General features: G+C 72.7%; 18 protein-coding genes and 1 tRNA gene. 11 read left to right on the top strand and 8 right to left on the bottom strand.

The window, feature by feature from the left end; all coding sequences use genetic code 11:
* The first annotated feature begins 211 nt into the window (after positions 1-211).
* Positions 212-2,701: an aminopeptidase N gene (gene pepN / locus AAG827_RS12805; protein ID WP_341926415.1), complete on the top strand. Its 2,490-nt coding sequence runs from the start codon at positions 212-214 to the stop codon at positions 2,699-2,701.
* Between the two features lie 32 nt (positions 2,702-2,733).
* Positions 2,734-3,918, top strand: coding sequence for a hypothetical protein (locus AAG827_RS12810; protein WP_341926416.1), 1,185 nt, complete (start codon positions 2,734-2,736; stop codon positions 3,916-3,918).
* Between the two features lie 210 nt (positions 3,919-4,128).
* Here the strand turns inward: AAG827_RS12810 and AAG827_RS12815 are convergent, their stop codons facing one another.
* The 4 genes from AAG827_RS12815 to AAG827_RS12830 form a co-directional block, all read right to left on the bottom strand.
* Positions 4,129-5,100 (bottom strand): ribose-phosphate diphosphokinase, encoded by a 972-nt coding sequence (locus AAG827_RS12815; RefSeq protein ID WP_341926433.1) that lies wholly within the window; start codon positions 5,098-5,100, stop codon positions 4,129-4,131.
* A 74-nt stretch (positions 5,101-5,174) separates the two neighbouring features.
* The gene (gene glmU, locus AAG827_RS12820; protein WP_341926417.1) at positions 5,175-6,647 is read right to left on the bottom strand and encodes a bifunctional UDP-N-acetylglucosamine diphosphorylase/glucosamine-1-phosphate N-acetyltransferase GlmU; all 1,473 of its coding nucleotides are present in this window, start codon (positions 6,645-6,647) and stop codon (positions 5,175-5,177) included.
* Positions 6,648-6,813: 166 nt separating this feature from the next.
* Positions 6,814-8,631, bottom strand: coding sequence for a long-chain fatty acid--CoA ligase (locus AAG827_RS12825; protein WP_341926418.1), 1,818 nt, complete (start codon positions 8,629-8,631; stop codon positions 6,814-6,816).
* 86 nt (positions 8,632-8,717) lie between these two features.
* The gene (locus AAG827_RS12830; RefSeq protein WP_341926419.1) at positions 8,718-9,062 is read right to left on the bottom strand and encodes a hypothetical protein; all 345 of its coding nucleotides are present in this window, start codon (positions 9,060-9,062) and stop codon (positions 8,718-8,720) included.
* A gap of 156 nt (positions 9,063-9,218) precedes the next feature.
* Here AAG827_RS12830 and AAG827_RS12835 point away from each other — a divergent pair, with 156 nt between their 5' ends.
* The 3 genes from AAG827_RS12835 (at position 9,219) to AAG827_RS12845 (ending at position 13,702) form a co-directional block, all read left to right on the top strand.
* Positions 9,219-10,055: a patatin-like phospholipase family protein gene (locus tag AAG827_RS12835; protein WP_341926420.1), complete on the top strand. Its 837-nt coding sequence runs from the start codon at positions 9,219-9,221 to the stop codon at positions 10,053-10,055.
* Between the two features lie 155 nt (positions 10,056-10,210).
* Positions 10,211-13,021 (top strand): AAA family ATPase, encoded by a 2,811-nt coding sequence (locus tag AAG827_RS12840; protein WP_341926421.1) that lies wholly within the window; start codon positions 10,211-10,213, stop codon positions 13,019-13,021.
* A gap of 141 nt (positions 13,022-13,162) precedes the next feature.
* On the top strand, positions 13,163-13,702 hold the full coding sequence (locus AAG827_RS12845; RefSeq protein WP_341926422.1) for a hypothetical protein: 540 nt from the start codon (positions 13,163-13,165) through the stop codon (positions 13,700-13,702).
* Between the two features lie 58 nt (positions 13,703-13,760).
* Here the strand turns inward: AAG827_RS12845 and AAG827_RS12850 are convergent.
* The 4 genes from AAG827_RS12850 to AAG827_RS12865 form a co-directional block, all read right to left on the bottom strand.
* Positions 13,761-13,839: transfer RNA gene (locus tag AAG827_RS12850), tRNA-Gln, on the bottom strand.
* Positions 13,840-13,891: 52 nt separating this feature from the next.
* A complete protein-coding gene (locus AAG827_RS12855; RefSeq protein ID WP_341926423.1) occupies positions 13,892-14,446 on the bottom strand; it encodes a hypothetical protein in 555 nt (184 codons plus the stop codon).
* Between the two features lie 11 nt (positions 14,447-14,457).
* Positions 14,458-15,567: a hypothetical protein gene (locus tag AAG827_RS12860; protein WP_341926424.1), complete on the bottom strand. Its 1,110-nt coding sequence runs from the start codon at positions 15,565-15,567 to the stop codon at positions 14,458-14,460.
* Complete coding sequence (locus AAG827_RS12865; RefSeq protein ID WP_341926425.1) at positions 15,564-16,196, bottom strand: hypothetical protein; 633 nt, start codon at positions 16,194-16,196, stop codon at positions 15,564-15,566. The genes AAG827_RS12860 and AAG827_RS12865 overlap by 4 nt, the downstream gene beginning before the upstream one ends.
* Positions 16,197-16,273: 77 nt before the next feature.
* Here AAG827_RS12865 and AAG827_RS12870 point away from each other — a divergent pair, with 77 nt between their 5' ends.
* Genes AAG827_RS12870 through AAG827_RS12895 form a run of 6 tightly spaced genes read left to right on the top strand, consistent with a single transcriptional unit; the run spans position 16,274 to position 24,990 of the window.
* A complete protein-coding gene (locus AAG827_RS12870) occupies positions 16,274-17,440 on the top strand; it encodes an ATP-dependent DNA ligase (protein WP_341926426.1) in 1,167 nt (388 codons plus the stop codon).
* Positions 17,433-17,972, top strand: coding sequence for a hypothetical protein (locus AAG827_RS12875; protein ID WP_341926427.1), 540 nt, complete (start codon positions 17,433-17,435; stop codon positions 17,970-17,972). The genes AAG827_RS12870 and AAG827_RS12875 overlap by 8 nt, the downstream gene beginning before the upstream one ends.
* Positions 17,973-18,000: 28 nt before the next feature.
* The gene (locus AAG827_RS12880) at positions 18,001-18,921 is read left to right on the top strand and encodes a hypothetical protein (protein ID WP_341926428.1); all 921 of its coding nucleotides are present in this window, start codon (positions 18,001-18,003) and stop codon (positions 18,919-18,921) included.
* Entirely contained in the window at positions 18,921-21,602 is a 2,682-nt protein-coding gene (locus AAG827_RS12885) for a stealth conserved region 3 domain-containing protein (RefSeq protein ID WP_341926429.1), read from the top strand. Before AAG827_RS12880 ends, AAG827_RS12885 begins: the two co-directional genes overlap by 1 nt.
* Positions 21,599-22,297 carry a hypothetical protein gene (locus AAG827_RS12890; RefSeq protein ID WP_341926430.1) on the top strand — a complete coding sequence of 233 codons (699 nt, stop codon included), beginning with the start codon at positions 21,599-21,601 and terminating at the stop codon, positions 22,295-22,297. Before AAG827_RS12885 ends, AAG827_RS12890 begins: the two co-directional genes overlap by 4 nt.
* 5 nt (positions 22,298-22,302) lie before the next feature.
* Positions 22,303-24,990 carry a stealth conserved region 3 domain-containing protein gene (locus AAG827_RS12895; protein ID WP_341926431.1) on the top strand — a complete coding sequence of 896 codons (2,688 nt, stop codon included), beginning with the start codon at positions 22,303-22,305 and terminating at the stop codon, positions 24,988-24,990.
* The last annotated feature ends 285 nt before the right edge of the window (positions 24,991-25,275 follow it).

Below are 25,275 nucleotides of genomic sequence, written 5' to 3' on the forward strand. Positions count from 1 at the left end.
GCGTTTCTCTACGTCCTGGCCGACGAGCGGCCACGGGTGGCTGGTGGGCCTCGGACCGCGAAAGCACGAACGCCGCGCGCAACAGCGCGCGGCGTGAGAGCCGGCCCTGTCGATCACGGAGCTCTGAGACTCCCTCGCCGAGGCAACTTCCCGATCTTAGACAAGGGCGGGGCTGCAGGGCCAATCGGGCGCGTGTGCCTAGGGTCGACCCGTGTCCCTCACCCTCGGCGAAGCCCGCACCCGCGCGTCCCGGATCTCCGACGTCTCCTACGAGATCGACCTCGACCTGACCGATCCCACGAGCGGCCCGGCCTCCGGCACCTTCGGGAGCACCACGACCGTCCGCTTCGCCTCCAGCGCGCCCGACACGTTCCTCGAGCTCACGGCCGCCACCGACCTGGCGGTGACCGTCAACGGCGTGGCGCTGCCCGCCGACCTCGTCGCCTCGTCGTACGACGGCAGGCGGCTCGCGCTCGACGGGCTGGTCGACCACAACGTGGTGACGGTGGCCGCACGGGTGCCCTACGTCACCGACGGCGACGGGATGTACCTCTTCACCGACCCGGCCGACGGCGAGACCTACGCGTCGGCCTACTGCGGCATGGACGTCGCGCAGCGGGTCTTCGCCTGCTTCGACCAGAACGACCTGAAGGCCACCGTCACGCTGGCGGTCACCGCCGACCCGTCCTGGACCGTCGTCGCCAACGGCCGCGCGCTCGAGGACGGCAGCGACGGCACCGACCGGGCGGCGGGCCGCTGGCGCTTCGCGACCACCGAGGTCTTCGCGATCCCGATGTTCGTGGTGTGCGCCGGCCCTTGGCACTCGCGCACCTGGGAGCACGCGGGGCTGCCCTTCGGCTGGCACGCGCGCCGCTCGCTGGCCGCCGAGCTCGACCGCGACTTCGAGGAGCTGCGGGCGACGACGACGGCGTGCTTCGACCACTACGCGACGCTCTTCGCCGAGCCGATGCCCTACGACAGCTATGACCAGGCCTTCGTGCCGGGTCAGAACTGGGGCGCCCTGGAGTCCCCCGGTTGCGTGACCTACCGCGACGAGCTGCTCCCCCGTGGTCGGGTCACCGACCTCGCCCGCGGCCAGCGTGCGTCGGTCATCGCCCACGAGATGGCGCACATGTGGTTCGGCAACCTCGTGACCATGACCTGGTGGGAGGACACCTGGTTGCAGGAGTCCTTCGCCGACTACATGGGCTACCGCGTCTCGGCCGACGGGGCCGGCTTTGCCGGCGCGCTGCTCCAGCACGAGCTGCTCCGCAAGCCCAGCGCCTACCAGGCCGACGAGCGCCGTTCCACCCACCCGGTCGCCCCCGAGGCCGAGGACGTGCCCGACGTCGACGCTGCGTCCAACAACTTCGACGCGATCAGCTACTCCAAGGGCAACTCGGTCCTGCGGCAGCTGGTCACGTGGCTCGGCGACGAGGCCTTCCTCGCCGGCGTCAACGCCTACCTCGGCGCGCACCGGCTCGGCAACGGCACCCTGGCCGACTTCATGGCCGCTCTGGACTCCGCCTCCGACCGCGACGTCCTGGGCTGGGTCGACGTGTGGCTGCGCACGTCGGGCTTCGACACGATCCGGGTCAGCCGTGACGGCGGTGCCGAGGGGGTCCCCGTCGTGACGCGCGACGGCACGCGCCCCCACCGCCTCCGGCTCACGTCGTACGACGAGGGGCCGGGCGGCGTGCTCGTCGAGCGGGAGAGCACCTTCGTCGACGTCGGCGACGAGCCGGTGCGCCTGGAGGACTGGGCCGGGCGCGTGGTCGTGCCCAACAGCCACGGCGAGACCTTCGCCCGGGTCGTGCCCGACCCGGTGTCGTGGTCCGCGCTCGTCGCGGGCCTGTCCGGCATCGACGACGACCTCGTGCGCGCGATCGTGTGGACCACCGCCTTCGACCTCGTGCACACCCGACTCCTGCCGACCGACGACTTCCTCAGCCTGGTCGCGCGGCACCTGCCCCACGAGCGACACGTGACCGCGGTCGCCGCGGTGGTGGGCCGCACGCTCGACGGCGTCGTGCCGCAGCGGCTCCCGGCCTCCGAGGCCGCGCGCGCGGTCGACCTGGTCGCCGACGCCTGCGCCCGGGGCCTGGACGGCACCGACGACGCGCAGGTCCGCATCGAGCTGACCCGCGGGCTGGCCCGCACGTCGCGCGACGACGTCCTGCTCCGCGGCTGGTTGAGCGCCGGCGTCACCGAGCACGGCGTGGAGCTCGACCCGGCCCTGCGGTGGCGGGTGGTCCACCGCCTCGCCGCGATCGGGGCGATCGACGCCGACGTCATCGAGGCCGAGCGGGTCGCCGACGGCACCATCGACGGCGAGCTCGGCGCCGCCCGCGCGCTCGCGGCCCGGCCGACCGTCGAGGCGAAGGCCGCCGCGTGGGCCGCGCTGGCCGAGGACGACCAGGTCTCCAACCGCCGCTACGAGGCGCTGACCAGCGGGCTGTGGTCGCCGGAGCAGGCCGACCTGCTGGCGCCCTGGGTCGCGGCCTACTGGCAGGTCAGCCCCGGCATCGCCGAGCGCCGCGGCCAGGCCTTCTCGCAGGTGGTCCACCGCGCGTTCCCGGCGCTGGCGCTCACCGACGAGCAGGTGGCCGACCTCGAGCGGGCACTGGCGGGCGACCTGCCCACGGTCCTGCGTCGCGGGTGGGAGGACCGGCTCGACGACCTGACGGTGGCAATCCGCTGACGCGGCACCGGGCGGCCAGGCATCCTGGGCGCATGTCTCCCCGACCGACCGCGCTGCGTGCTGCCCTCCGGTCGGCCCTGCTCGCCCTGGTCGCCGCTGGCGTGACGATGCTCGTGGTCGTCGCCGGCGTCACCACGCAGGCCATGACGGTGCAGGCCTACACCGGCACGGGGACCGAGCAGGAGCGGGTCGCCCGAGCCGCGCTCGGCGACGTCGACGAGCGCCTGGGCACCCGCGCGTGCGCGTTGCTGGGGCGCGCCTGGACCGACCAGGGATGCAGCCGCACGACCTGCGCGCGCCCTGGGGACCGGCCCCGGCTCAACGCCAACGCCGAGATGTGCCTGACACCCGCCGGCGCGTCCTACGGTCGTGCGATCGACTTCCGGGTCTGCCGCGCGCTGCACCGGCCGTGGATCGCCGAGGTCAACCTCTGCGTCTCCAACCCGGCCCGCGCCAGCGTTGTGGTCCCGATGGCGCGGCAGTGCGTGGGCGCGGCCCAGGACTACGTGGTCATCCGGGAGCGCCAGGCCCGCTGGGACGAGTGCGTCACCCCCGCGCGCCGTCGCGAGCTCGAGCGGATCGCCGACGAGAGCGGCACCCCGCTGCGCGTCGTCGCCGCCCAGCGCTCCCGCACCCTGTGCGCGCTGCGCGCCCACACGTCGTACGACGGCGGCGTCTGCCGCTCCGTCCGCGCCACGCCCCCCGAGGGACCGCCCGCGGGCACGCTGCTCGTGGGCGACTCACTGAGCTGGCGGGCCACCGACGAGCTCGCCCGGCTGCGGCCGCGGTGGACGATCGACGGGGTGCCCGGTCGGCGCGTGACCCAGCTGAAGGTGCGGATCCGCGACCACCTGGCCACGCATGTCGCGCCGAGCACGCTGGTCGTCGCGCTGGGCACCAACACCACGACGTCGTGGACCCAGCAGGACTACGTCGACGCGACGGCGCTCGTGCCGGAGTCGACCCGGGTGCTGTTCGTGACGCCCTTCCGCGCCGAGGTCGGCAACGACCCGGCCTCGGTCCGGCGCGTGGACTCCTACGACAGCTGGATGCGCGAGATCGCCGCCAACCGCCCCCGCACCTGCCTGGCCGACTGGCACGCGCTCGCGCTCGACCAGCCCGACGTGCTGGTCGACGGCACCCACCAGACCCCCGAGGGCGAGGACGTCTGGGCGCGGCTGGTCAGCGACGGCTGGGACGCCTGCCAGGCGGTCTAACCGCTCGGGCGGGTCGACCCGCTCCATCAAGGTATGCAGACGAAACGCCACTCCCCACGGCGTGCACCCCGTGGGAGGTGGCGTGTCATCGTGGGAAGTCCCGCCGCTCCACCGTGGGAGGTGGCGTGTCGACGGCATACCTTGATGAACCGCCCGTCAGAACCGCCCGTCAGAACCGGCCGCCACACGCAGCCGCGCCAGCAGCAACCCTCAGGCGTGACCGTCGAACATCGAGGTGACCGAGCCGTCGGCGAAGACCTCGTGGATCGCGCGGGCCAGCAGCGGTGCGATCGACAGGCAGGTGAGCTTGTCGAAGTGCCGGTCCTCGCTCAGCGGGAGCGTGTTGGTCACGACGATCTCGGCGGCCGGGGAGTTCTTGAGACGGTCGACGGCCGGGTCGGAGAGGATCGCGTGGGTCGCGGCGATGATGACGCCCGCGGCGCCGTCGCTCATGAGGGCCTCGGCGGCCTTCACGATCGTGCCGCCGGTGTCGATCATGTCGTCGACCAGGACGCACATGCGGCCGGTGACGTCACCGACGACCCGGTTGGCGACGACCTCGTTGGCCACGTCGGTGCGCCGGGTCTTGTGGATGAACGCCAGCGGCGCTCCCCCGAGGCGGGCCGACCAGCGCTCGGCGACCTTGATCCGGCCGGCGTCGGGCGAGACGACCGCGAGGGGCTGGTCGCCGTACTTCTCCTTGACGTAGTCGGCCAGGATCGGCAGCGCCATCAGGTGGTCGACGGGGCCGTCGAAGAAGCCCTGGATCTGGTCGGCGTGCAGGTCGACGGTGATCAGGCGGTCGGCGCCGGCGGTCTTGAAGAGGTCGGCCATGAGGCGCGCCGAGATGGGCTCGCGACCGCGGTGCTTCTTGTCCTGGCGGGCGTAGCCGTAGAACGGCATGACCACGGTGATCCGCTTGGCGGAGGCGCGCTTGAGCGCGTCGACCATGATCAGGTGCTCCATGATCCACTCGTTGACCGGAGCCGTGTGGCTCTGGATCACGAAGGCGTCGCACCCGCGGACGGACTCCTCGAAGCGGACGTAGATCTCGGAGTTGGCGAACTCGTAGGCCGACTGCGGCACGAGGTCGGTCTCCAGGATGGAGGACACCTCCTCAGCGAGGACGGGATGCGCCCGGCCACTGAAGATCATCAGGTTCTTCTCGGTGGCCCGCTTCATTCCGGTCACAGCGTCGGTTGCTCCTGGTTCGCGGGGGGGGTGGTGTGCCCGGCATTCTGCCCCTGGGAGGGCTCTCAGCCCAAGTCAGGACCCTGGTCCTGAGACGAGTCCTCGGACACACCGGCCGCAGCTGCCGCCTCGGCCGCCTCGGCCTGGGCGGTCCCGGCCCGCTTGCGCTGCGCCCACCCCTCGTGGTGGCGCTGGGGCCCGCTGCTGACGGCCAGGGCTCCGGCCGGGACGTCACGTCGCACGACGGTGCCGGCACCGGTCGACGCCCCGTCACCGATCGTGACCGGCGCGACGAACGTGTTGTTGGAGCCCGTCCGGGCCTGGCGGCCGACCGTGGTGCGGTGCTTGGCGACCCCGTCGTAGTTGGCGAAGATCGTGCCGGCGCCGATGTTGGTGCCCTCGCCGATCTCGGCGTCGCCGACGTAGGACAGGTGCGGGACCTTGGCGTCGTCGCCGATCACGGCGTTCTTGGTCTCGACGAAGCCGCCGATCTTGCCGCGGGCGCCGAGCCGGGTGCCGGGGCGCAGGTAGGAGAACGGCCCGACCGTGGCCTCGGCGCCGATGACGGCGAGCTCGCCGTGCGTGCGGACGACGCGGGCGCCGGCGCCGACCTCGCAGTCCTTGAGGGTGGTGTCGGGGCCGATGACGGCGTCCTCCGACACCACGGTCGCGCCGAGCAGCTGGGTGCCGGGCAGGATCGTGACGTCCTGGGCGAGGACGACGTCGGCGTCGATCCAGGTGGTCGCCGGGTCCATCACGGTGACCCCGTCGCGCATCCACTGGCCCACGATGCGCCGGTTGAGCTCGGCGCCGAGCAGCGCCAGCTCCTCACGGTCGTTGGCGCCCTCGGTCTGCCACGCGTCGTCGATGGCGTGGGCACCGACGGTGAGCCCGGCGTCGCGGGCGAGCTGGACGAGATCGGTGAGGTAGTACTCGCCCTTGGCGTTGTCGTTGCCGATCCGCGGCAGCGCCTCGACGAGGAACTCCGCGTCGAAGGCGAGGATCCCCGAGTTGATCTCGGCGATCTCCCGCTGGTCGACGGTGGCGTCCTTCTCCTCGATGATCGCCTCGACGTCGCCGTCGGAGTCACGCAGGATCCGGCCGTAGCCGAACGGGTCGGCCACGATCGCGCTCAGCACGCTGACCGCCCGCTGGGCCGCCTCGTGCTCGGCGGCGAAGGCCCGCAGGCTCTCCCCCTTCAGCAACGGGGTGTCCCCAGTGGCCACGATGACGGTGCCGGTCATGCCGTCGGCGGCGAGCGCGTCCATCGCCATGCGCACGGCGTGCCCGGTGCCGCGCTGCTCCTCCTGGACGGCGAGCACCACGCCGGGCACCAGCGAGGTGATGTGGGGGCCGACGGTCTCGCGCTGGTGACCCACGACCGCGACGATCCGCCGCGGCTCGACCGCCTCCACGGCCTTCAGGACGTGGCCGATCATGCTGCGACCCCCGACGGGGTGCAGCACCTTCATCGTCTTGGACCTCATCCGCGTGCCCCCGCCCGCGGCGAGGACGACGACGGTCAGCTCACGTGACACAGCGCTCATGCTCCCCGGGCAGGAGTCGAACCCACGTCGCCGTCCGGAACCGGAGTGCGACCCACCTGACCCACCTGAGGGGGTCTCGCCGGGGATGGTGGTACCCGACGCATGCTGCCACAGCCCTCGTCAGCCCTGCGTGCTGGCAGGCCCGGGGGGCCGGCGCTCAGGTCGCGTCGGCGTACATGGAGTCGAGCAGCGGCGCGTACGCCGCCTCCACGACCTTGCGGCGCACCTTCATGCTGGGCGTGAGCTCGCCGCTCTCGACGGAGAGGTCGTGATCGAGGATGCGGAAGCCCTTGATGGTCTCCCAGCGGTTGAGCCGGCTGTTGACCTCGTCCAGGCACTCCTGGACGTAGGCACGCACGGCGGGGTCGGCCGCCTGGTCGGCATAGCCCTCGGCGGGGGTGCCGTGCGCGATCGCCCACTGCGCCAGGGCGTCGGGATCGAGGGTGACCAGGGCCGTGGCGTAGTTGCGACCCTCCGCGTGCACCAGCATCTGGCTGCCCAGCGGGCACAGCGCCTTGAAGAGGCCCTCGATCGGCTGGGGCGCGATGTACTTGCCCCCCGAGGTCTTGACCAGGTCCTTCTTGCGGTCGGTGATCCGCAGTCGGCCCTCGGCGTCGATCTCCCCCACGTCCCCCGTGGCGAGCCACCCGTCGGGGTCGAGGACCTCGGCGGTCGCCTCCGGCTGGTTGTGGTAGCCGCGCATCACGCTGGGTCCTCGCACGAAGACCTCGCCGTCGCCGGCGATCCTGATCTCGGTGCCCGTGATCGGGGGGCCGACCCAGCCGAACACCGGGTCGCCCAGGCGGACCAGGCAGGCCCCGGCACTGGTCTCGGTCAGCCCGTAGCCCTCGAGGACGAGCATCCCCGCGGCGTAGAACCACGACGCCACGTCCGGGGAGATGGCCGCGCTGCCGGAGATGAGGAACCGGATCCGTCCGCCGAGGCGGGCCCGGACCTTCGAGAGCACCAGCCGGTCCGCCAGCGGGTGCTGGAGCCGGGTGAGGAGGTCGGGTCGCCGGGCCTGCAGCCGGGCCTGGACGACCCGGTCACCGACCCCGAAGGCCCAGGAGAACAGCGCGTGGTGCAGTCCGCCCTCCTCCTCCACCGTCTGGACGACCTTGGCGTGCACCTTCTCGAAGATGCGCGGGGGTCCCGCCATGAAGGTGGGCTGCACGACCGCGAGGTTCTCGACGATCTTGTCCATCCTGCCGTCGACGGCGGTCGGGAAGCCGATCTGCAGCTGGACCACCTCCAGCATCTTGCCGAAGGAGTGCGAGAGCGGCAGCCAGAGGTACTGCAGGTCGTCGTGGGACAGGATGCCCAGCGACTCGGCGCCGGCGCCGATGTAGGTCCAGCAGCGGTGCGGCAGCTGGACGCCCTTGGGCCGCCCCGTGGTCCCGGACGTGTAGATCAGGGTTGCCAGGTGCTCGGGCTCGATGGCCGCGACGACGTCGTCGATCGCGGTCGGGTGGGCAGCGAGGTGGGCGGCCCCGAGGGCCCTCAGGTCCTCCAGCCCCAGCACCCACTCGCCGTCCGGCGTCCCGTCGAAGGTGACGACACGCTCGACGCCGGGCAGCAGGGCGCGCTGCTCGCGCAGCTTGGCGACCTGGGTGTCGTCCTCGGCGAAGACGATCCGTGAGCCGCTGTCGGCCAGGATGAACGCCACGTCCGCCGCACCGGTGGAGGGGTAGACGGTCGTCGTCGCGCCTCCGGCACAGGTGATCGCGAGGTCGGCGTAGACCCACTCGATGCGGGTGCTGCTCGCGATCGCCACGCGGTCCTCGTGCTCCAGCCCGAGGGCGACGAGGCCCGCGGCCAGGATCGTCACCGTCTCCTCGGCCTGCCGCCAGGTCACCGACGACCAGCCTTCGGGACCGGGGAAGCGGTAGGCCTCCGTGTCAGGGCTCGACTCCGCCCGGTCCATGAACATCCGGGCCACCGTCGGTGCCTGGCGCAGTGCCTGGGTCGTGTCCATCTCGGGACCTCTGTCTCGTCGTGGTGCTCGGTGATCTCGCGGTCGTCCCCGCAGCCTCATCGGGGTGCGAGGGTGGTGGTAGGGCCCTAGGCGGAGATCCGTGCCTTGCTCTCGAGCAGAGCCTTGCGGAGGTCTCCCACCGCGCTCTCGAGCCCGGCGCGCACGCTCTCCCCCACGCCGGTGGCCGTCGCGGTCGCGTCGTCGAGCTGTCCACGGACCTCGACCCACCGCTTCCGCACCTCGGCGAGGAGGGCGGCCGCCCGGTCGTTGGCCTCCATCGCCCCGAGGTGGAACTGCACCTCGAGGTCCTCGACCCGGCTCTGCCACTGGTCGCGCTGGGCCCGGGCGAGCTGGTGGTGCAGGTCGTCCTGCTTGGTCGTGAGCTCGGCGATCTGCTGCTCGAGCCTGGCGATTCTCTCGGGGGTGTCCATGCCACCACCGTGTCGGTGGCGGTCCTGCCCCGATAGGGCTGAAGGTCCCGGAGGCGGAGGGCCCCGGGGGCTGGGGGCCGGAGTCCTTGGCCACTACTCGTGGGTGCCCCGCCGCACCACGCTGGGGGGAGGCTCATGACGAGGTGGGGTGAGGGGATGGCACGCCAGCAAGCCGCTCAGGCGAGCATCGCGGTGCACGGACTCCCGGCACTGATGGCGTCGCGCCACCCGTTGGCGATGGTCTACGGCGGGGGCGGGGTCTTCGGGATCGCCTACACCTCCGGCATCGCTGCGGGGCTGGCCTGCGCCGGTGTGCCCGTCGCCACCGCACCCTCGCTGGGCACGTCGGCGGGCTCCTGGACCGCGTCGGCCGTGGCGCTGGGCCTCGGCTACGACGACCTGACGGTCGTCAGCTCCCCGCGAGTGCCCACCCGACGCCCGGGCGTCCTCGCGGACGTCGCCCGTGAGCTCTTCGGCGAGCAGCGCCACCCCCTGGTGGCGGTGTCCGCCGTCTGCCTGAGGACGCGACGCCGTCACATCCTCGACGGCGGCCGCTACCCCCTGGCCGACCTCGTGGCCGCCTCCTCCGCCGTGCCCGGCCTGCTGCCGCCCCACCGCATCGACGGACGTCTCTACGTCGACGGCGGCATGTGGTCGGTCACGTCGGTCGACGCCGCGGCGGAAGCCGACCGGGTCATCGTGGTGGCTCCGCTGGCCGGACTCGTGCTCGGGCCGGTGGGACAGACCGCCGGACTGCTGCTGGAGCGTGAGCTGCGCCGGTGGCGCTCACGGCATCCCGAGAGCACCATCACCCTGATCCGTCCCGACCGCACGATGGCCCGACTCGCCGGCCTGCACCCGCTCGCCCTCTTCGACGACGAGCGCGCCCACGCGGTCTACCCGCTGGCCTACGAGCAGGGCCTGCGCCTGGGAGCGGCCATGACGGACGACTGGTCGGGCACCGCCCGCGCGCAGAGCGGACCTGCCGCCTGACGCGTCGAAGCACGAGGTGTCCCGCTGCTGGCGGTCGTTGCCGCCCTTGTGGAACTGCACCTCCACGGTGCTCCTGGGAGGGAGCCGAGCCGTCGTCGCTTGCACCCGTGGCGACCACGAGCCGGTGCTATTCTCCCGCCCCAGGAGGACGCACCGTGACGCAGCAGCTGGAGCGTGGGTCAGAGCACTCGCTGTTGAATTCGCTGCTGGACGACGCCGCCCGAGGGCGCGGCGGCGTGGTCGTGATCGAGGGCCCCGCCGGCATCGGCAAGAGCAGTCTGGTCGAGCACGCTCGCGTCCAGGCCAAGCAGCGTGGCTTCGGCCGGCTTCGCGGGTCGGGCGACCTTGCGGACACGGCGCTGCCATGGGGCGTCGTACGACAGCTCGTTGAACGCTCCATCACCCGCTACGCCGGCGAGGTCCGATCGCTCATCCTCGACGGACCAGCAGGCCGCGCCTTGCAGGCCCTGGACGGGGCACCCGGTTCTGCGGCGTCCGACGACACGGGCTTTGCGCGGACACTGCACGCGTTGTGGTGGGTGGCCGTCGACCTGTCGAGCACCCGCCCCCTCCTCATCACCGTCGACGACGCCCACTGGGCCGACCTGCCCTCGCAACGGTTCTTGACCTATCTGGCTCGACGCGTGTCCGATCTTCCCGTTGCGCTCATCGTGGCCACCCGGCCGCCGCAGGATCCGGGCGGCCCCCTGTCCGACCTCACGTCCGGGCGCCTGGCCGAGGTGCTCGTCCCGCAGCCCTTGTCCACGTCGGCGCTCGGGGAGCTTGCCGGTCTCAGGGGAGAGGAAGCGGCTTCGGTGGTGATCACCGCACTGCGGACAGCGACCGGTGGAAATCCGCTGCTCGCCGGTCAGCTCCTCGACGAGCTCACCCACCGTGGGCTCGACCTGACGGCCGAGTCGACCGCGGACGTCGTGCCCGAGATGGGCCCGCAATCGGTCTCCCGGTCGCTGCTGACCGGGCTCTCGTCCGAAGCCACAGCCCTGGCTGGCGCACTGGCGGTGCTAGGACGCCGCGGGGACCTGGAGACAGCACGCACGCTCGTGGGCCTGGACGAGAGCTCGAGCTTGATGGCGGCTGACGAGCTCGTGACGGGCAACGTCCTGGAGAACGCGAGGAGCGACTGGGCCTTTGTGCACCCCGTCGTCCGGGAAGCGGTGCTGAGCGCCCTGCGCCCAGGGGGACGCGCGGGCCTGCACGCGCGAGCCGCACAGGTGTTGCACGCCCGCGGCGCCAGACCCGAGCACGTGGCCGCACACCTGGTGAGATCTCCCGTGGACAGCGTTCCCGACGGGGTGGGCGTGCTGCGGGCAGCCGCCGCCGCCCTGATCTCGGACGGTGACGCCCGGACCGCGGCAGGGCACCTCCAGCGGGCGTGGGAAGCCACCCCCGACGACATGGACCTCCGGGCCGAGCTCGGCGCGGCCCTCCTCAGCGCCGGTGAGCCCGAGGCCGCGCGCAGCCACCTGCTGGCGGCGGCGTCGAGCCCGTGTGGGTCCGAAGTGCGCGCCGACCGTCTTCAGGCTGCCGCGCTGGCCACATCGCGCAGTCGCGGACCCGATGTGGCTGCGGCAGAGCTGGAGCGGGTGATCGACGACTTCGGCGTCGACCACAGTCCGGCTCGACTCGTGCTGGAGGCGCGACTGGCCTCCTTGCGCAGTCTCACCTCGGCAGGTCTGGAGCGCACCGGCCTCCGACTCCTCCAGTTCGAGGACTTGCCCGGTCACACACAGGACGAGCGCACGCTGCTGGCCCTGCTCGCTCAGCGGGCCTTCTACTCCCTCCGACCCTCCGTCGAGGTCGCCGCGCTCGCTACCCGGGCACTGGCCTACGGCCGGTACTTCGACGAGATCGGGGCGGACCCGCTCCCCTGGGGGAACGCCTTGCACGCCCTGGTCCTGGCCGACGGCACCGAGGCGGCCCTCCAGGAGATCGCACACGTTCGTCATCGGCTGAGCTCCGGGGGATCCCCCCTGGAGTTCAGCCTGATGAGCACGGCGGCCGCGATGACGGCCACGCGGACCGGCCACGTCCGGATCGCCGACGAGGCCGCTGCGGACGCGCTGTCCAGCCTGGTGCTCGTCGAGCGGGAGCCGGCCGTGGCCGGTCTGGTCGCGGTGTGCGTGCGGCTCGCCGCGCAGGCCGCGTTGGACCGCGGGGACCCCTCGGCGGCCGCCGCGCAGCTCCGGGACTACGACGCCTCCTGGCCGGAGCAAGCAGCGATCCTGCCCGTGCAACGCGTCGGGCTCGTGCGCTCGGCGCTGGCCCTCGCGCAAGGGGCGCCCCAGACCGCCCTGTCCCTCGCCCTCGAGACTGGTGCCCAGGAGTCCGCCGCAGGCTTGGACAACCCCGCCATCCCCTGGCGCGTCCTGGCGGCGGTCGCAGCCCAGCGCTGCGGCGACCTGGAGCAGGCCCGGAGCCTGTCATCGGACCAGTGGGAGCGCGCCCAGGCCTGGGGTGCCGCCAGTGACATCGGCACCGCGTTGCGTCTGCGGGCCCGCGTCGATCCACCCCGTCGGCTCGAGCTCCTCACGCACGCGGTGGAGATGCTGGAGGAGGCTCCTGCACAGCTCGAGCTCGCCGCAGCCCTGGTCGACCTCGGCGAGGCCTTGCGGGTGGCCCGGCGCCGGACCGAGGCGCGCGATCCGTTGCGGCGCGGCGCCGAGCTCGCTGAGTCTCTCGGAGCCTTGGCCGTGCGAGCCAGAGCGGTCGACGGGCTCGGGGCCTTGGGGGACCGCCCCCGCAAGCTGATGTTCTCCGGCTCCGAATCGCTCACCGGCAGCGAGCGCCGGGTGGCCGAGCTCGCCGGGTCAGGTCGTTCCAATCGCGACATTGCCCAAGAGCTGTTCGTGACGCCGAAGACCGTGGAGAACCATCTCGGCCGCGTCTACGTCAAGTTGGGCATCACCGGCCGCAAGGAGCTCGTGGGAGCGCTTGCTCCTGCCTGAGAGCCATCCGGACAGGCCCCCCAGAGGCAGGTGAGACGCAACTTGGGGGGTCATCCCTCATGCGCCGGGGACACCCAGCGACGAGTGTTCAACCCACGAGGTTGCACCGAAGCAGCCGCCACCGTCCCGGAGGACACCACCATGACCATCTCCCTGCAGTCCAGCACTCGCCGTCTCGCCCCCGCGCTCGCCGTCACTGCGGTCGTCGCACTGTCGGCCGGCACGGGTTCGGCGGTCGCGGCCAAGCTGATCACCGGCGCCGACATCAAGAACAACAGCGTGACGACCAGCGACATCAAGAACGGCACGCTCCAGGCCAAGGACGTCAAGAGCACGTCGCTCAACGAGTCGAAGCTCTCCGGGGCGGTGCGGGCGAAGCTGAACGCGCCCTCGGTCAACGGCTACGAGGTCAAGACCGCCACTGTCGAGCTCGCATCGGCCAGCGCCGGCACCGTCTTCGTTGCGTGCACGACCGGCAAGGTCGCCGTCGGCGGCGGCGGGAGCTTCGAGACGACCGACTTCGACGCCATCCTCCAGGAGAGCCTGCCGCAGAAGGTCATCGGAGACTTCTTCGCCCCGGCCGAAGCCGGTTTCGCCGACGCCTGGGCGGTCACCGGCACTCACAACGGACTCGACCCGGTCGACCTGACCGCCTACGTGATCTGCGTCGACCCGAGCTGAGGCAGACGAGGGACCAGGGCTCCGATCCGGGTTACCCCGCGCCCACGTGTCGAACCCGCTCCCCGGGATGGAGTCGAACCATCGTCGCTAGTCCTGATTCAAAGTCAGGCGGGCCCTGCCGGCAGACCAACCGGGGATAGACCCAACACAATAAGGGCTGCCGTCAGCGGGGCGATCCTCAGATCCCCGTCAGGACGGATCGAGGACGTCCTTGACAGCGGCCACGAGAGCGTCGGCCGTGGACGCCGCGTCGGTCTGGCGCTGAGTCGGGTCCCCGGGCGCCGGCGTGCCCACCAGCTGCAGTCGTACGACGATGGTGTCGTCCGTCAGCAGGTCCGTGAGACGCACCGACTCGGCCTCGACCGCCTCGAAGCGGGTGCCCCGCGTCCACCAGCCCTCGGGCTCGCTGACCTCGGCGTCCTCGAAGCCGGTGAACCCGTCCTCGAGCTCGCCGAGCGTCTGGTCGTATTGCTCGTCCGCCTGCTCCGCGACGCGGACGACCAGGTCGACGCGCGAGTCGCCGGTGATCAGCGCGCAGGTCGCCGTGGTGTCCTCGTCGTCGCCGGAGAGCGTCTCCTCGACCTGCCCCTCGAGACCGGAGCCGGCCACGACGTCGTCGCAGAAGCCGGCCTGCGGCGCCGACCAGGCGACGCCCACGGGCTCGCCGGGCTCCGTGTCGTCGCCGCACCCGGCGGCGAGGGCAGCCATGAGTGCGGCAGCGAGCACCGCCCGTGTCGTCCTCATCGTGATCGTCCTCATCGTGGAGCGCTCTCGTGGTGCCAGCCGTGGGGCGAGACGGCGCCGTCGGCCATCAGGTGGGGGCGCCGAGGAGACAGCAGGTGGGAGGCTTCCGCCTCCACGACCAGGTCCCTCAGCTGACCCATGCTGTCCTCGAGCTGGCCCCAGTGGGTGCGCACGCGCGTGCGGATCTCGGTGAGCTGGTCGGACAGCTGGTTCATCGTCTCCTCGGCGGTGGTCACCTCGAACGTCGTGGTCTCGCCGTCCTCGACCTGCGAGGAGCCGAACTCCAACAGGGCACCGGTGGCACTCGCGGCCGCGGAGGCGCCGGCCGCCAGCGTCAGCGAGCCCCCGCCCGTGGGGATCGCGGCCGCCAGGGCCAGGAACGTCGCGCCCAGGAGGAGAAGGTCGCTGGTCGACATCCCGCTGACCTCGTGGGAGGCCTTGCGCTCCTGGAGCTGCTGGTCGATCGCCTCCTTCGCGCTCAGGACCAGACCCATCAGGCTGTGCTGACCGAGGTGGACGATCGCCTTGCTCCCGGCCAGCCCGACGCAGACCGCCTCCGCGGCGAACACCTGGTTGCGGACGCTCGCCTCGACCTGCGTGTAGAAGTAGTCGGTGAACTGGCCGGCCGCGTCGCCCTCCCAGTCGCTGAGGCTGTCGAGGTGGGCGAAGTTGTCGGCGATCTGGGTGGACAGCGGACTGATGATCTCGCCCCGCATCGTCTGCACGGCATCCTCGAACGACGAGGGCACCGGGCGGACCAGGTCCTTGACCATGCTCCTGATCGAGTCGGCCACCCCGCGGCCCCAGGTGCGTCCCGTGGCTGCGAGCTCGTCGACGAGCGCCTGGGCGCCCTCGCCGGGGCGCTCCCCACCGCTCGGAAAGCCTCCGTCGGTCCCGTCGGCACTCTCGGGCGCCCCCCAGAAGATCGTGTAGCGGAAGCCGTGGTGGCGCCCCACGTCCACCCCCGCCCGCCCGTAAGGCGTCGGCGTCCCGCCGGACTCCCGGACCGCGTCGGCGTCACCGAGCTTGAGCGCCTCGTCGACCGCCCACAGGTCACCGAGCAACGACCCGACCTCGTCGAGGGCGGCCTCGAACGCCCCCCGCTCGAACGTCGCGCTCATCGGCCCTGCTCCTCGAACCAGCCCTTGACGCCGTCGACGGCCTCACCCAGGCCGTCCACGAGCGGATCGGTGGCGTCCTCCACCTGGTCGGCCAAGAGCTGGGTCAGCCACCAGGGCTCCGGCTCCGGGGCCTCCAACGAGGGCCCCTCGTAGGGCGTCTCGAACGGCGCGTCGCTGCCCGGGGGCTGTGGCACCTCCTGCGTCGGGCCGGAGAACAGGCCGGGGTGCTGCTGGAGCAGGCGGTTGAACTCGGCGCTGGCCCCCTCGTCGGTCTGGGCGTAGTCGGTCGAGATCTGCACCAGCGCGGTCCCGATGTCGCGCATCGCCAGGGCCGTGTCACGCAGGGCGAAGTGCAGGTCGCCGCGGATCTGCTCGACGAGGCTCAGCGCATACTCTCCGCCGACGCTGCCGTTGAGGAACTGCACGCGCTGACTGAAGTCATGGGCGCTCGAGGCCCAGCCGCTGAAGAGGATGCCGGTGTCCGGGAAGTAGACGCGACCCGCGCGGTAGAGCGAATAGAGGTCGGCGCCGAAGTCCCTGCCCGACCCCACGTCTCGGGGGTCGTTCGGGTCGTACGGCGCCTGGTAGCCCGGTTGGTCCGGGTCGTTGCGGCCCCCACCTCGTGTCATGACCGCTCCTCTCGTCCGTCGGCAGGCTTCCCAGCGACCTCGGACCGCAAACCAGACGCTCCGACTAGCCTCGCCCCGTGGACCTCCCTGTGATGCCGCCCGTCCAGCCGATGCTCGCCAAGGCCGTGAAGGGGATCCCCGACCCGGCCAAGCACGGGGGGTTGGTCTTCGAGCCCAAGTGGGACGGCTTCCGCTGCCTGGTCTTCCGCGACGGCGACGAGGTCGAGCTGACCAGCCGCAACACCAAGCCGCTCACGCGCTACTTCCCCGAGGTCGTGGAGGCGGTCAAGCAGCAGCTGCCCGAGCGGTGCGTGGTCGACGGGGAGCTCTTCGTCGCCAGCACCTCGCCCGACGGCGACCGTCTGGAGTTCGAGGTGCTGCAGGAGCGGATCCACCCGGCGGCCTCCCGCGTGACGATGCTGAGCGAGACCACGCCCGCCGGCTTCGTGGTCTTCGACCTGCTCGCCCTCGGCGACACGTCGTACGTCGACCGGCCGCTGCGCGAGCGACGCGCGGCGCTCGAGGAGGCGTTCGCCGGGCTCGACGGGCCCTGCTACCTCACCCGCACGACCAGCGACCCGGCCGAGGCGGAGCGGTGGTTCGAGCAGTTCGAGGGCGCCGGGCTGGACGGCGTGATCGCCAAGCCGCTCGACGCGCCCTACACCCCCAACGGGCGCACGATGATGAAGATCAAGCACGAGCGCACCGCCGACGTGGTGGTCTGCGGCTACCGCGAGCACAAGACCAGCACCCCGGAGCAGCCGCTGCTCGGCAGCCTGCTGCTCGGCCTCCACGACGACCAGGGCCGGCTCCAGCACGTCGGCGTCAGCGCCAGCTTCACCGCCGCCCGCCGCGCCGAGCTGATCGAGGAGCTGCAGCCGCTGGTGTGCCCGATCGAGGAGCACCCGTGGAGTGCCTGGGCCGGCCCCGCCGACTCCTGGGCCGTTGCCAACCCCGACCGGATGCCCGGCACCCAGAGCCGCTGGAGCGGCGGCAAGGACCTGAGCTTCACGCCGCTGCGTCCCGAGCGCGTGCTGGAGGTGAAGTACGACGCGATGGAGGGTCGCCGCTTCCGGCACACCGCGCACTTCAAGCGCTGGCGGCCCGACCGAGAGCCGGAGTCCTGTGACTACGGGCAGTTGGAGCAACCGGTGCGCTACGACCTCGGTAGTGTGCTCAGCGGGGTCTCCACCGGCCCCGCCGCACCACCCGTCAAGGGCAACGAGGGAGAGACCGATGGCTGACTACGACGTCGTCCTGCTGATCGAGCAGGAGCTGAGCCCGGCAGACGCGGCCCAGGTGCGCTCGCTGCACGAAGGGCTCGACGACCCGGTGACCTACCACGTCCTGCTGCCGCTGGAGGACGCCGCGGCGCGCATCGAGGCCTCCATGGGCTCGCTGTCGGGGGGCGAGATGATCGCCTCCCCCGCCATGGCGATGAGCGACGTCGACCTGGAGGCCGTCCGCAAGGACTGCGAGGACCGCTCGGCCGCCGAGCTGCGCAGCACGATCGCCGCGCTCGAGGCCGCCGGTGCCACGATCGGCAGCAGCACCGTCGTGACGGACCCGCCGATCGACTCCCTGGCCGCCAAGGTCACCGAGGTCGACGGCCGCGAGGCGATCATCCTCACCCGGCCCCACGTGGTCGCCGAGTTCTTCCACCTCGACTGGACCAGCCGCGCCCGCCGCAAGATCGGCGTGCCGGTGCTGCACCTGCTCGAGCACGAGAACTTCGACGAGCAGTCCGGGGGCGGCGAGGGTGTCACCGGTCTCTGAGCCCGCGACCCGTGGATAGCATCGCCCGGTGAAGTTCGCCCCCAAGCTCGGCTCGCGCGCCCTGCGCCGGCCCGTCGAGGCACCCCCCGGCGCGGACGACGCTCCGACGGTCCCGCAGCCGCCCCGTGGTCGACCGGTCGTCGCGTTCGCCGGCATCCTCGACGGCCGCAGCCTGTGGCTGGCGATCCACGCCGCCCCCGGCGCGCTCGCCCTGCGCGCCACGGGCACCGGGGACGGCCCCGGAGACGTGGTCGCGCTCGCCAGCGACGTCCCCGACGACGACCCGGCCTTCCGCTCGGTGCGCGTCGACCTCGCTCAGCTGCCCGGCGGCGCCGAGCCGGCGTCGTACGACGTCGTGCTGGTGCCCGCGGGCGGAGGCTCCCCCAAACCGGTGTGGAGCCACCCGTTGCCCACCGGCAGCCTGGTGCGCACCCCGCTCTCCGCGGACGGCGGACACGCGTGGTCGCTCGAGCGCGGCGAGGACGGCGGGCTGCGCGCGGTCCGCACGCCCCAGCCCGCGACCGTCGCGCTGCGCGCGGTCGCGCAGGACGGCGACGCGATCACGCTGGCCATCGACCCGCTCCCGGGCGACCTCCCGGACCACCACGGCCCCGACCTGCGCCTGGTCGACAAGGAGGGCGCGCTCGTGCACACGCTGCCGCTGACCGCCGGCGACGACGGCCTCCTGCACGCCCGTCTGACGCTCGCGGAGCTGCCGTCCGGCGACGAGTCGTGGCCCCGCATCATGGTCGACGACGTGCCGGTGCGACGTCGCCACGACGACCTCGCCAAGGCCCAGGTCTCCACGATGCTGCCGCAGCTCTTCGGCGAGGACCCCGAGACGCCCGAGCTGCGCCTGCGCTGGACGCCCGAGGGCACGCTCGGCCTGCGCATCGCTGCCCGCCCGGCGCCTCCCGCCGCCGCCACCTCGCAGGGTGAGGACGCCTGATGCGCATCGCCTACCTGATCGACGACGTCGACGCCATGAGCGGCCCGGTCCGCTCGTTGCTGACCCAGGCGCAGGCTCTGGCCGCCGACCACGACGTGCGCGTGATCAGCGTGCGCCGCACGGCCGACGAGCCGCACTTCGCGATCCACCCGAGCATCCGGCTCGACTACCTGCTCGACCTGCGCGACGCCAAGGCGCCCACCCCGCTCGAGCCCGACCTGGTCAAGCCGCTCGAGGCCAAGCGGCTGCGCGAGCGCGCCTCGACCGTCGCGCCCGGGCTCAGCGCCCTCGACGACCTTGTCCTCGAGGCGGCCTTCCCGGTGCTCGACGTCGACGTCGCGGTCACCTGCTCCCCCGACCTGCTGCGCCCGGCCGTGATCCTGCTGCCCGACGACACCATCGTGGTCCACCAGGAGCACCGGGTGCTCTCCGACCGGGTCAGCGGCCTGGACACCCTCGCCGCCCACGCCCCGCGCTCCGACGTCGTCGCCGTGCTGACCGAGACCTCCGCGCAGTGGCTGCGCGAGCGCCTCGGCGAGCTGGCGCCCGAGATCGTGGTGCTGCCCAACCCGCTGCCGATCGGCTTCACCCCGCGCTCGCGCCTCGACACCCCGCTGATCATGGCCGCCGGCCGGATCGTCCCGGAGAAGCAGCTCGCCAAGCTGGTCCAGGCCTTCGGCGAGGTCGCCGACCAGCTCCCCGACTGGCGCCTGCGCATCTGGGGCGAGGGCTCCCAGCGCGGCGAGGTGCTGCGCCAGGTCCGCAAGTGGGGCCTCTACGACCGCGTCGAGCTCCCCGGCGCCACCGACCAGATGACCGCCGAGTGGGCCAAGGCCTCGATCTGCGCGCTGTCGTCGCGCACCGAGGGCTTCCCCCTCGCCGCCCAGGAGGCCATGGCCGCCGGCGTGCCCGTCGTCAGCTTCGACTCCGCCTCGGGCCCGCGCGAGCTGGTCGAGCACGAGCGCACCGGCCTGCTGGTCGGTCCCGAGTCGATCTCCGGTCTCGCGGCCGCGCTGCTGCGCCTGGCCACGGACGACGACCTCCGGCACCGGCTCGGCGAAGGCGCGCTCCGCGCGTCGCGGCAGTACGACGCCGCCTCGGTCGCCGAGCGCTGGCACCGCGTCTTCGCCGACGCGAGAGCCCGTCGCGCCGGGCGCGGACGCCTCGCCTCGCGTGCTCTCACGCCCCCGGCCCGTCGCCGCGTGGTCGACGGCGGCGGTGCCGACATCACCGGCATCACCCCGGCGCAGGCGCGCCACGACGCCCTGGCCCTCGCGGTCGACACCGCCCGCACGGTCACCGACGCGTGGCTGGTCGTGCCCGGCGACCACACCACCGCGACCGCGGTCGTCCTGCCGATGGCCGCCCGGCGCGCCTTCCTGGAGACCCTCGCGGAGGGCGACCACCCGACGTACCTCTGCCTGCGCGACCCCGAGATGCACGGCTGGCCCGAGCGCCGCGGCGCGATCGCGACCCTGGCCCGCGAGCTGCACCGCGGCATGACCTCGGTCGTGGCGCTGGAGCCGTGGCCCATCCAGGAAGAGGCGCCGACCGTGCTGTCGCAGGGCTGCTCGGTCGACGTGGAGTTCTGGGAGAGCTCGCCCGAGGGCGACCTGCTCTCTCCGCGCCGCAACCGTTATGCCGACCGCATCCCCCACGACGTGGCGGCCGTCGAGCACGAGGTGGAGGGCGTCACCGTGCGCACGCTGCCGCTCATGGCGGCGCCGAGCGTGGCGCAGTGCGCCTTCCCGGTCGACGTCGTCTACACCTGGGTCGACGGCAGCGACCCGGAGTGGGACGCCGCCCGTCAGGCGCGTCTCGCGGGTGTCGTCGGCACCGCGCAGACGCGGGAGTCGAGCGGCCAGGCGCGCTTCCTGGCGCGTGACGAGCTGCGCTACTCGCTGCGCTCGTTGCACCTCTTCGCGCCGTGGGTGCGGCGCATCCACGTCGTCACGGCCGGGCAGGTGCCCGAGTGGCTCGACACGAGCGACCCGCGGATCAACCTGGTCGACCACCGCGACATCCTCCCGGCCGACGGGTTGCCGACCTTCAACTCCCACGCGATCGAGACCTCGCTGCACCTCATCGAGGGCCTCGCCGAGCACTTCCTCTACTTCAACGACGACTTCTTCCTCGCCCGCCCGGTCCACCCGGAGACGTTCTTCAGCCCCGCTGGTCTCAGCGCGTGCTACTTCTCCGCCACCACGATCGGGCTCACCGACACCCCCGACGCCCCGCCCTACCTCAAGGCCGCGTGGAACAACCGCAACCTGCTCTTCGACGCCTTCGGCCAGGTCACCACCAACAACCTCGCCCACGCGCCCTACCCGCACCGGGTCTCGGTGCTCCGCGAGATCGCCGAGCGCTTCGCCGAGCCCGTGGCCGCGACGGCGCGCTCACCCTTCCGCTCCGACACGGACGTGGCGATGCTGAGCTCGCTGGCCCAGCACTACGGGTTGCTCACCGGCACCTCCTACGTCGCCACGGCCGACCTGGAGTTCGTCAACCTCGCCAACAACGACGTCGACCGCCAGCTCTCGCTGACCCTGGCGCGCGACCAGGACTTCATCTGCCTGGGCGACCACCACGACCACGCCCTGCGGCAGTCGACCCTCGACGAGCTCCTCGCCGCCTGGTATCCCGCCTACTTCCCCGTGCCCGCCCCCTGGGAGCGGGCATGACCGCAGCCGCGGTCCACGCCGTCTACGCCCGGGTGCTCGACGGCGACCACCTGTGGCTCGCCGTCCCCGCGCCCACCGGGGAGACGCTGACGGTGCGTGGCGGTCCCTCTGGCGAGGCACCCGTGCCGACCGAGCACCGCGACGGGCTGGCGGTCGCCACCCTCGACGTCGCCGGCCTGCTGGCCGACCTCGACGCCGACAAGGTGGTGCTGACCTTCGCCCTCGACGGTGGGACGGTCGGCTGGGACGGTGGCCCGATGGTGGGTCCGACCAAGGTGCCCCCGACCCGCGACGGTCGCTGGCAGCTGCGCGCCTTCGCGGCCGACGGCGAGCTGCGGGTCGCGCGCACGCGCGCCGACGCCGCGTGCGTCGTCTCGTCGATCTCCCACGACGGCGACGTCGTCACGCTGACGCTCTCGGTCCTCGACGGTGAGCTCGTCGCGCTCGACGAGTCGGCCGAGGTCGGCCGGGTCCCCGTGCGTGAGGGTCGCGCCGTCCTCGACGCGTCGCTGGTCGTGCCGGACGGCACGGTCGCCCGGCTCGCGGTGAGCGTCGCCGACGCGCACGTGCCCGTCGTACGACGGCAGCGGGACCTCAAGCGCGCCAACTTCGCCGTCGCGCTGCCGACCACCGCGGGCGGGCGCCTGCAGTGGCAGCCGGACGGCCAGCTGGCCATCGCCGGCGGGGCGGGGTGACGCGGATGAGGATCGCCTACCTGGTGCCGACGATCTACGGCATGGGCGGCACGGCCAGCGCGATCGTGACGCAGGCCAACGCGATGGCGCGCTTCCACGACGTGGAGATCTACAGCGTCTACCGCGAGGTCGAGGCGTCGCACTACGCCATCGACCCGACGATCACCGTGCACGACCTGGTCGACGCCTCCGGCGAGCAGGTCCGTGTCGCCGGGCTGACGCCCGAGGAGGCGACCGCGCTGCGCGGCACGCCGCCGCTGCTGATCAACCCCGCCTGGGACCCCAACCTCGACGCTCTCGCCGACGTGGCACTGGAGGCCGCGCTGCCGACCGTCACCGCCGACGTGCTCGTCAGCGTCACGCCCGCGCTGCTCTCGCTCGCGACCCAGCTGGTGCCGGCGCGCACCGCGCTGGTCCACCAGGAGCACCGCTCCTCCTCCCAGCGCACGTCCGGCCTCGAGCCGCTGCTCACCTTCGCCCCGCGCGCCGACGTCGTCGCGATGCTGACCGAGCCGATGGCGACCTGGCTGGCCGACGAGCTCGGCGCCAGTGCCCCCGAGATCGTCGTGATGCCCAACGCGATCCCGCCCGGCTTCCGGCCCCGCTCGCTGCGCGACACCCCGCTGATCGTGGCGGCCGGCCGGCTGATGGGCGAGAAGCAGTACGCCCACCTGGTCAACGCCTTCGCGCTCGTCGCCGACCGGCTGCCCGAGTGGCGGCTGCGCATCTATGGCGACGGACCGTCGCGCTTCGAGGTCATGAGCACCGTGCGCAAGCTCGGCCTGTGGGATCGCGTCGAGCTGCCCGGGCCGACCACAGACATGGCGACGGAGTGGGCCAAGGCCTCGATCTCGGCGCTGACCTCGCGCTCCGAGGGCTTCCCGCTGGTGCTCCAGGAGGCGATGGCCGCGGGCGTCCCGGTCGTCTCCTACGACTGCCCCTCGGGCCCCCGGGCGATCATCGACGATGGCGTCGACGGGCTGCTGGTGGCCCAGGGCTCCGAGCAGGCGCTGGCCGCAGCGCTGCTGCGCCTCGCGACCGACGCCGAGCTGCGCGACCGGCTCGGCGAGGCCGCGATCGCCAAGGCCGCCACGTGGGACATCGACTCGATCACCGACCGCTGGCGCACGATCTACGAGACCGCGGTCGCGCGTCACGGCGCCTCCGCGGCCGGGCGGAGCACCGCGCACCTGCGTGCCGGTCGTGCCGCGCCGGCTCCGTCACGCCACGAGGCGCCGACCGGTGCGGAGGGTGCCGGGGTCACGCCGGCCCAGGCTCGTGAGGCCGCCCTGGCCGTCGCCACCCGGGTCGCCGGTCAGGTCTGCGACGACTGGTTCGTCGTGCCACCGCACGCCGGCGACACCGTCCTCGTGCTGCCGATGACCGCACGCCGCGCCTTCCTCGACGGGCTCGCGGCGGCCGACCTCCCGTCGTACCTCTCCCTGCTGGACCCCGAGCGCGGCGGCTGGCCCGCCCGCCGCGGCACCCCCGCCGCCCTGGTCCCACACCTGCGCGGCGGCCGCACCAGCGTGCTGATGATCGAGCCCTGGCCGCTCGTCGACGGCCGCCCGTCGCTGCTCGCCGGCTGCGGCCTGCGCGTCGAGTGGTGGGAGGAGGGCGTCGACGGCGAGCTGCACTCACCCGGGCAGGCCCGCTACGCCACCCACGTCCCGCGCGGCGGCGCGAGCGCGACGACCGTGGTCGAGCGCGTCGAGGTGCCGACCTTCCCCGTCATGGTCGGGCCTACGCCCGAGGAGTGCGCCTTCCCGGTCGACGTCGTCTACACCTGGGTCGACGGCTCCGACCCCGCGTGGGACGAGGGCCGCCGTCGTCGGCTGGCCGAAGCGACCGGCACCATGTTGACCCCCGCCGCCAGCGGTCGCGCCCGCTTCGTCGACCGCGGCGAGCTGCGCTGGTCGATGCGCAGCCTTCACCTCTTCGCGCCCTGGGTCCGCACCATCCACCTCGTCACCGCCGGTCAGGTCCCCACCTGGCTCGACGCCTCGCACCCGCAGGTCAATCTGGTCGACCACCGCGACATCCTCCCCGCCGACGCGCTGCCGACCTTCAGCTCGCACGCCATCGAGACCGCGCTGCACCGCATCGAGGGGTTGGCCGAGCAGTTCGTCTACGTCAACGACGACGTCTTCCTGGGGCGGCCCAGCCGGCCCGAGAAGTGGTTCGCCCCCTCGGGCTCCGCGGCCGTGTTCCCCTCCAGCGGCGTCGTGGGCCTGCCCGGGCAGGACGACCTGCCCTACCGCCAGGCGGCCGCCACCAACCGTCGGCTGCTCCAGGACGCCTTCGGCGTGACCACGACGCGCACCTTCAAGCACACGCCGCACCCCCAGCGCCGCTCGACGCTCGAGGCGATCAGCGAGCGGTTCGCCGCCGACGTCGACCGCACGGCCCGCACCCCCTTCCGCTCCGAGACCGACGTCTCCCTGCTCTCCTCGCTGGCCCAGCACTACGGGCTGCTCACCGGTGCCGCCCACGTCGGTGACGTCGACTACAGCTTCGTCAACCTCAGTGCCGCCGACGTCAAGCGTCGGCTCACCCTGTTGCTCGACCGGGACCAGGACTGCTTCTGCCTCGGCGACCACCACGAGATGGCCCGCCCGCCCGAGGTCGTCGACCAGCTGGTGACGGAGACGTTGGAGGCCTGCTTCCCGGACGCGGCCCCCTGGGAGCACTGACCTCGCGCACGCTCGTGAGAGGGGTCCACGTGGCCCCCTCTCACTAGCGTGCGGCGCGCCTAGGGCCGGCGAACCCGCCTCATCCGGCGAAGCGGGGCCGACGCCAAGCGCCCGCTCACCCTGCTGATCGACCGAGACGCTGGACGCCTGCTTCCCGGACGCCGCCCCTGGGAGCACTGACCTCGCGCACGCTCGTGAGAGGGGTCCACGTGGCCCCCTCTCGCTAGCGTGCGGCGCGCCTAGGGCCGGCGAACCCGCCTCATCCGGCGAAGCGGGGCCGACGCC

The sequence above is a fragment of the Nocardioides psychrotolerans genome (genome assembly GCF_943371775.1).
Classification (GTDB): Bacteria; Actinomycetota; Actinomycetes; order Propionibacteriales; family Nocardioidaceae; genus Nocardioides; species Nocardioides psychrotolerans_A.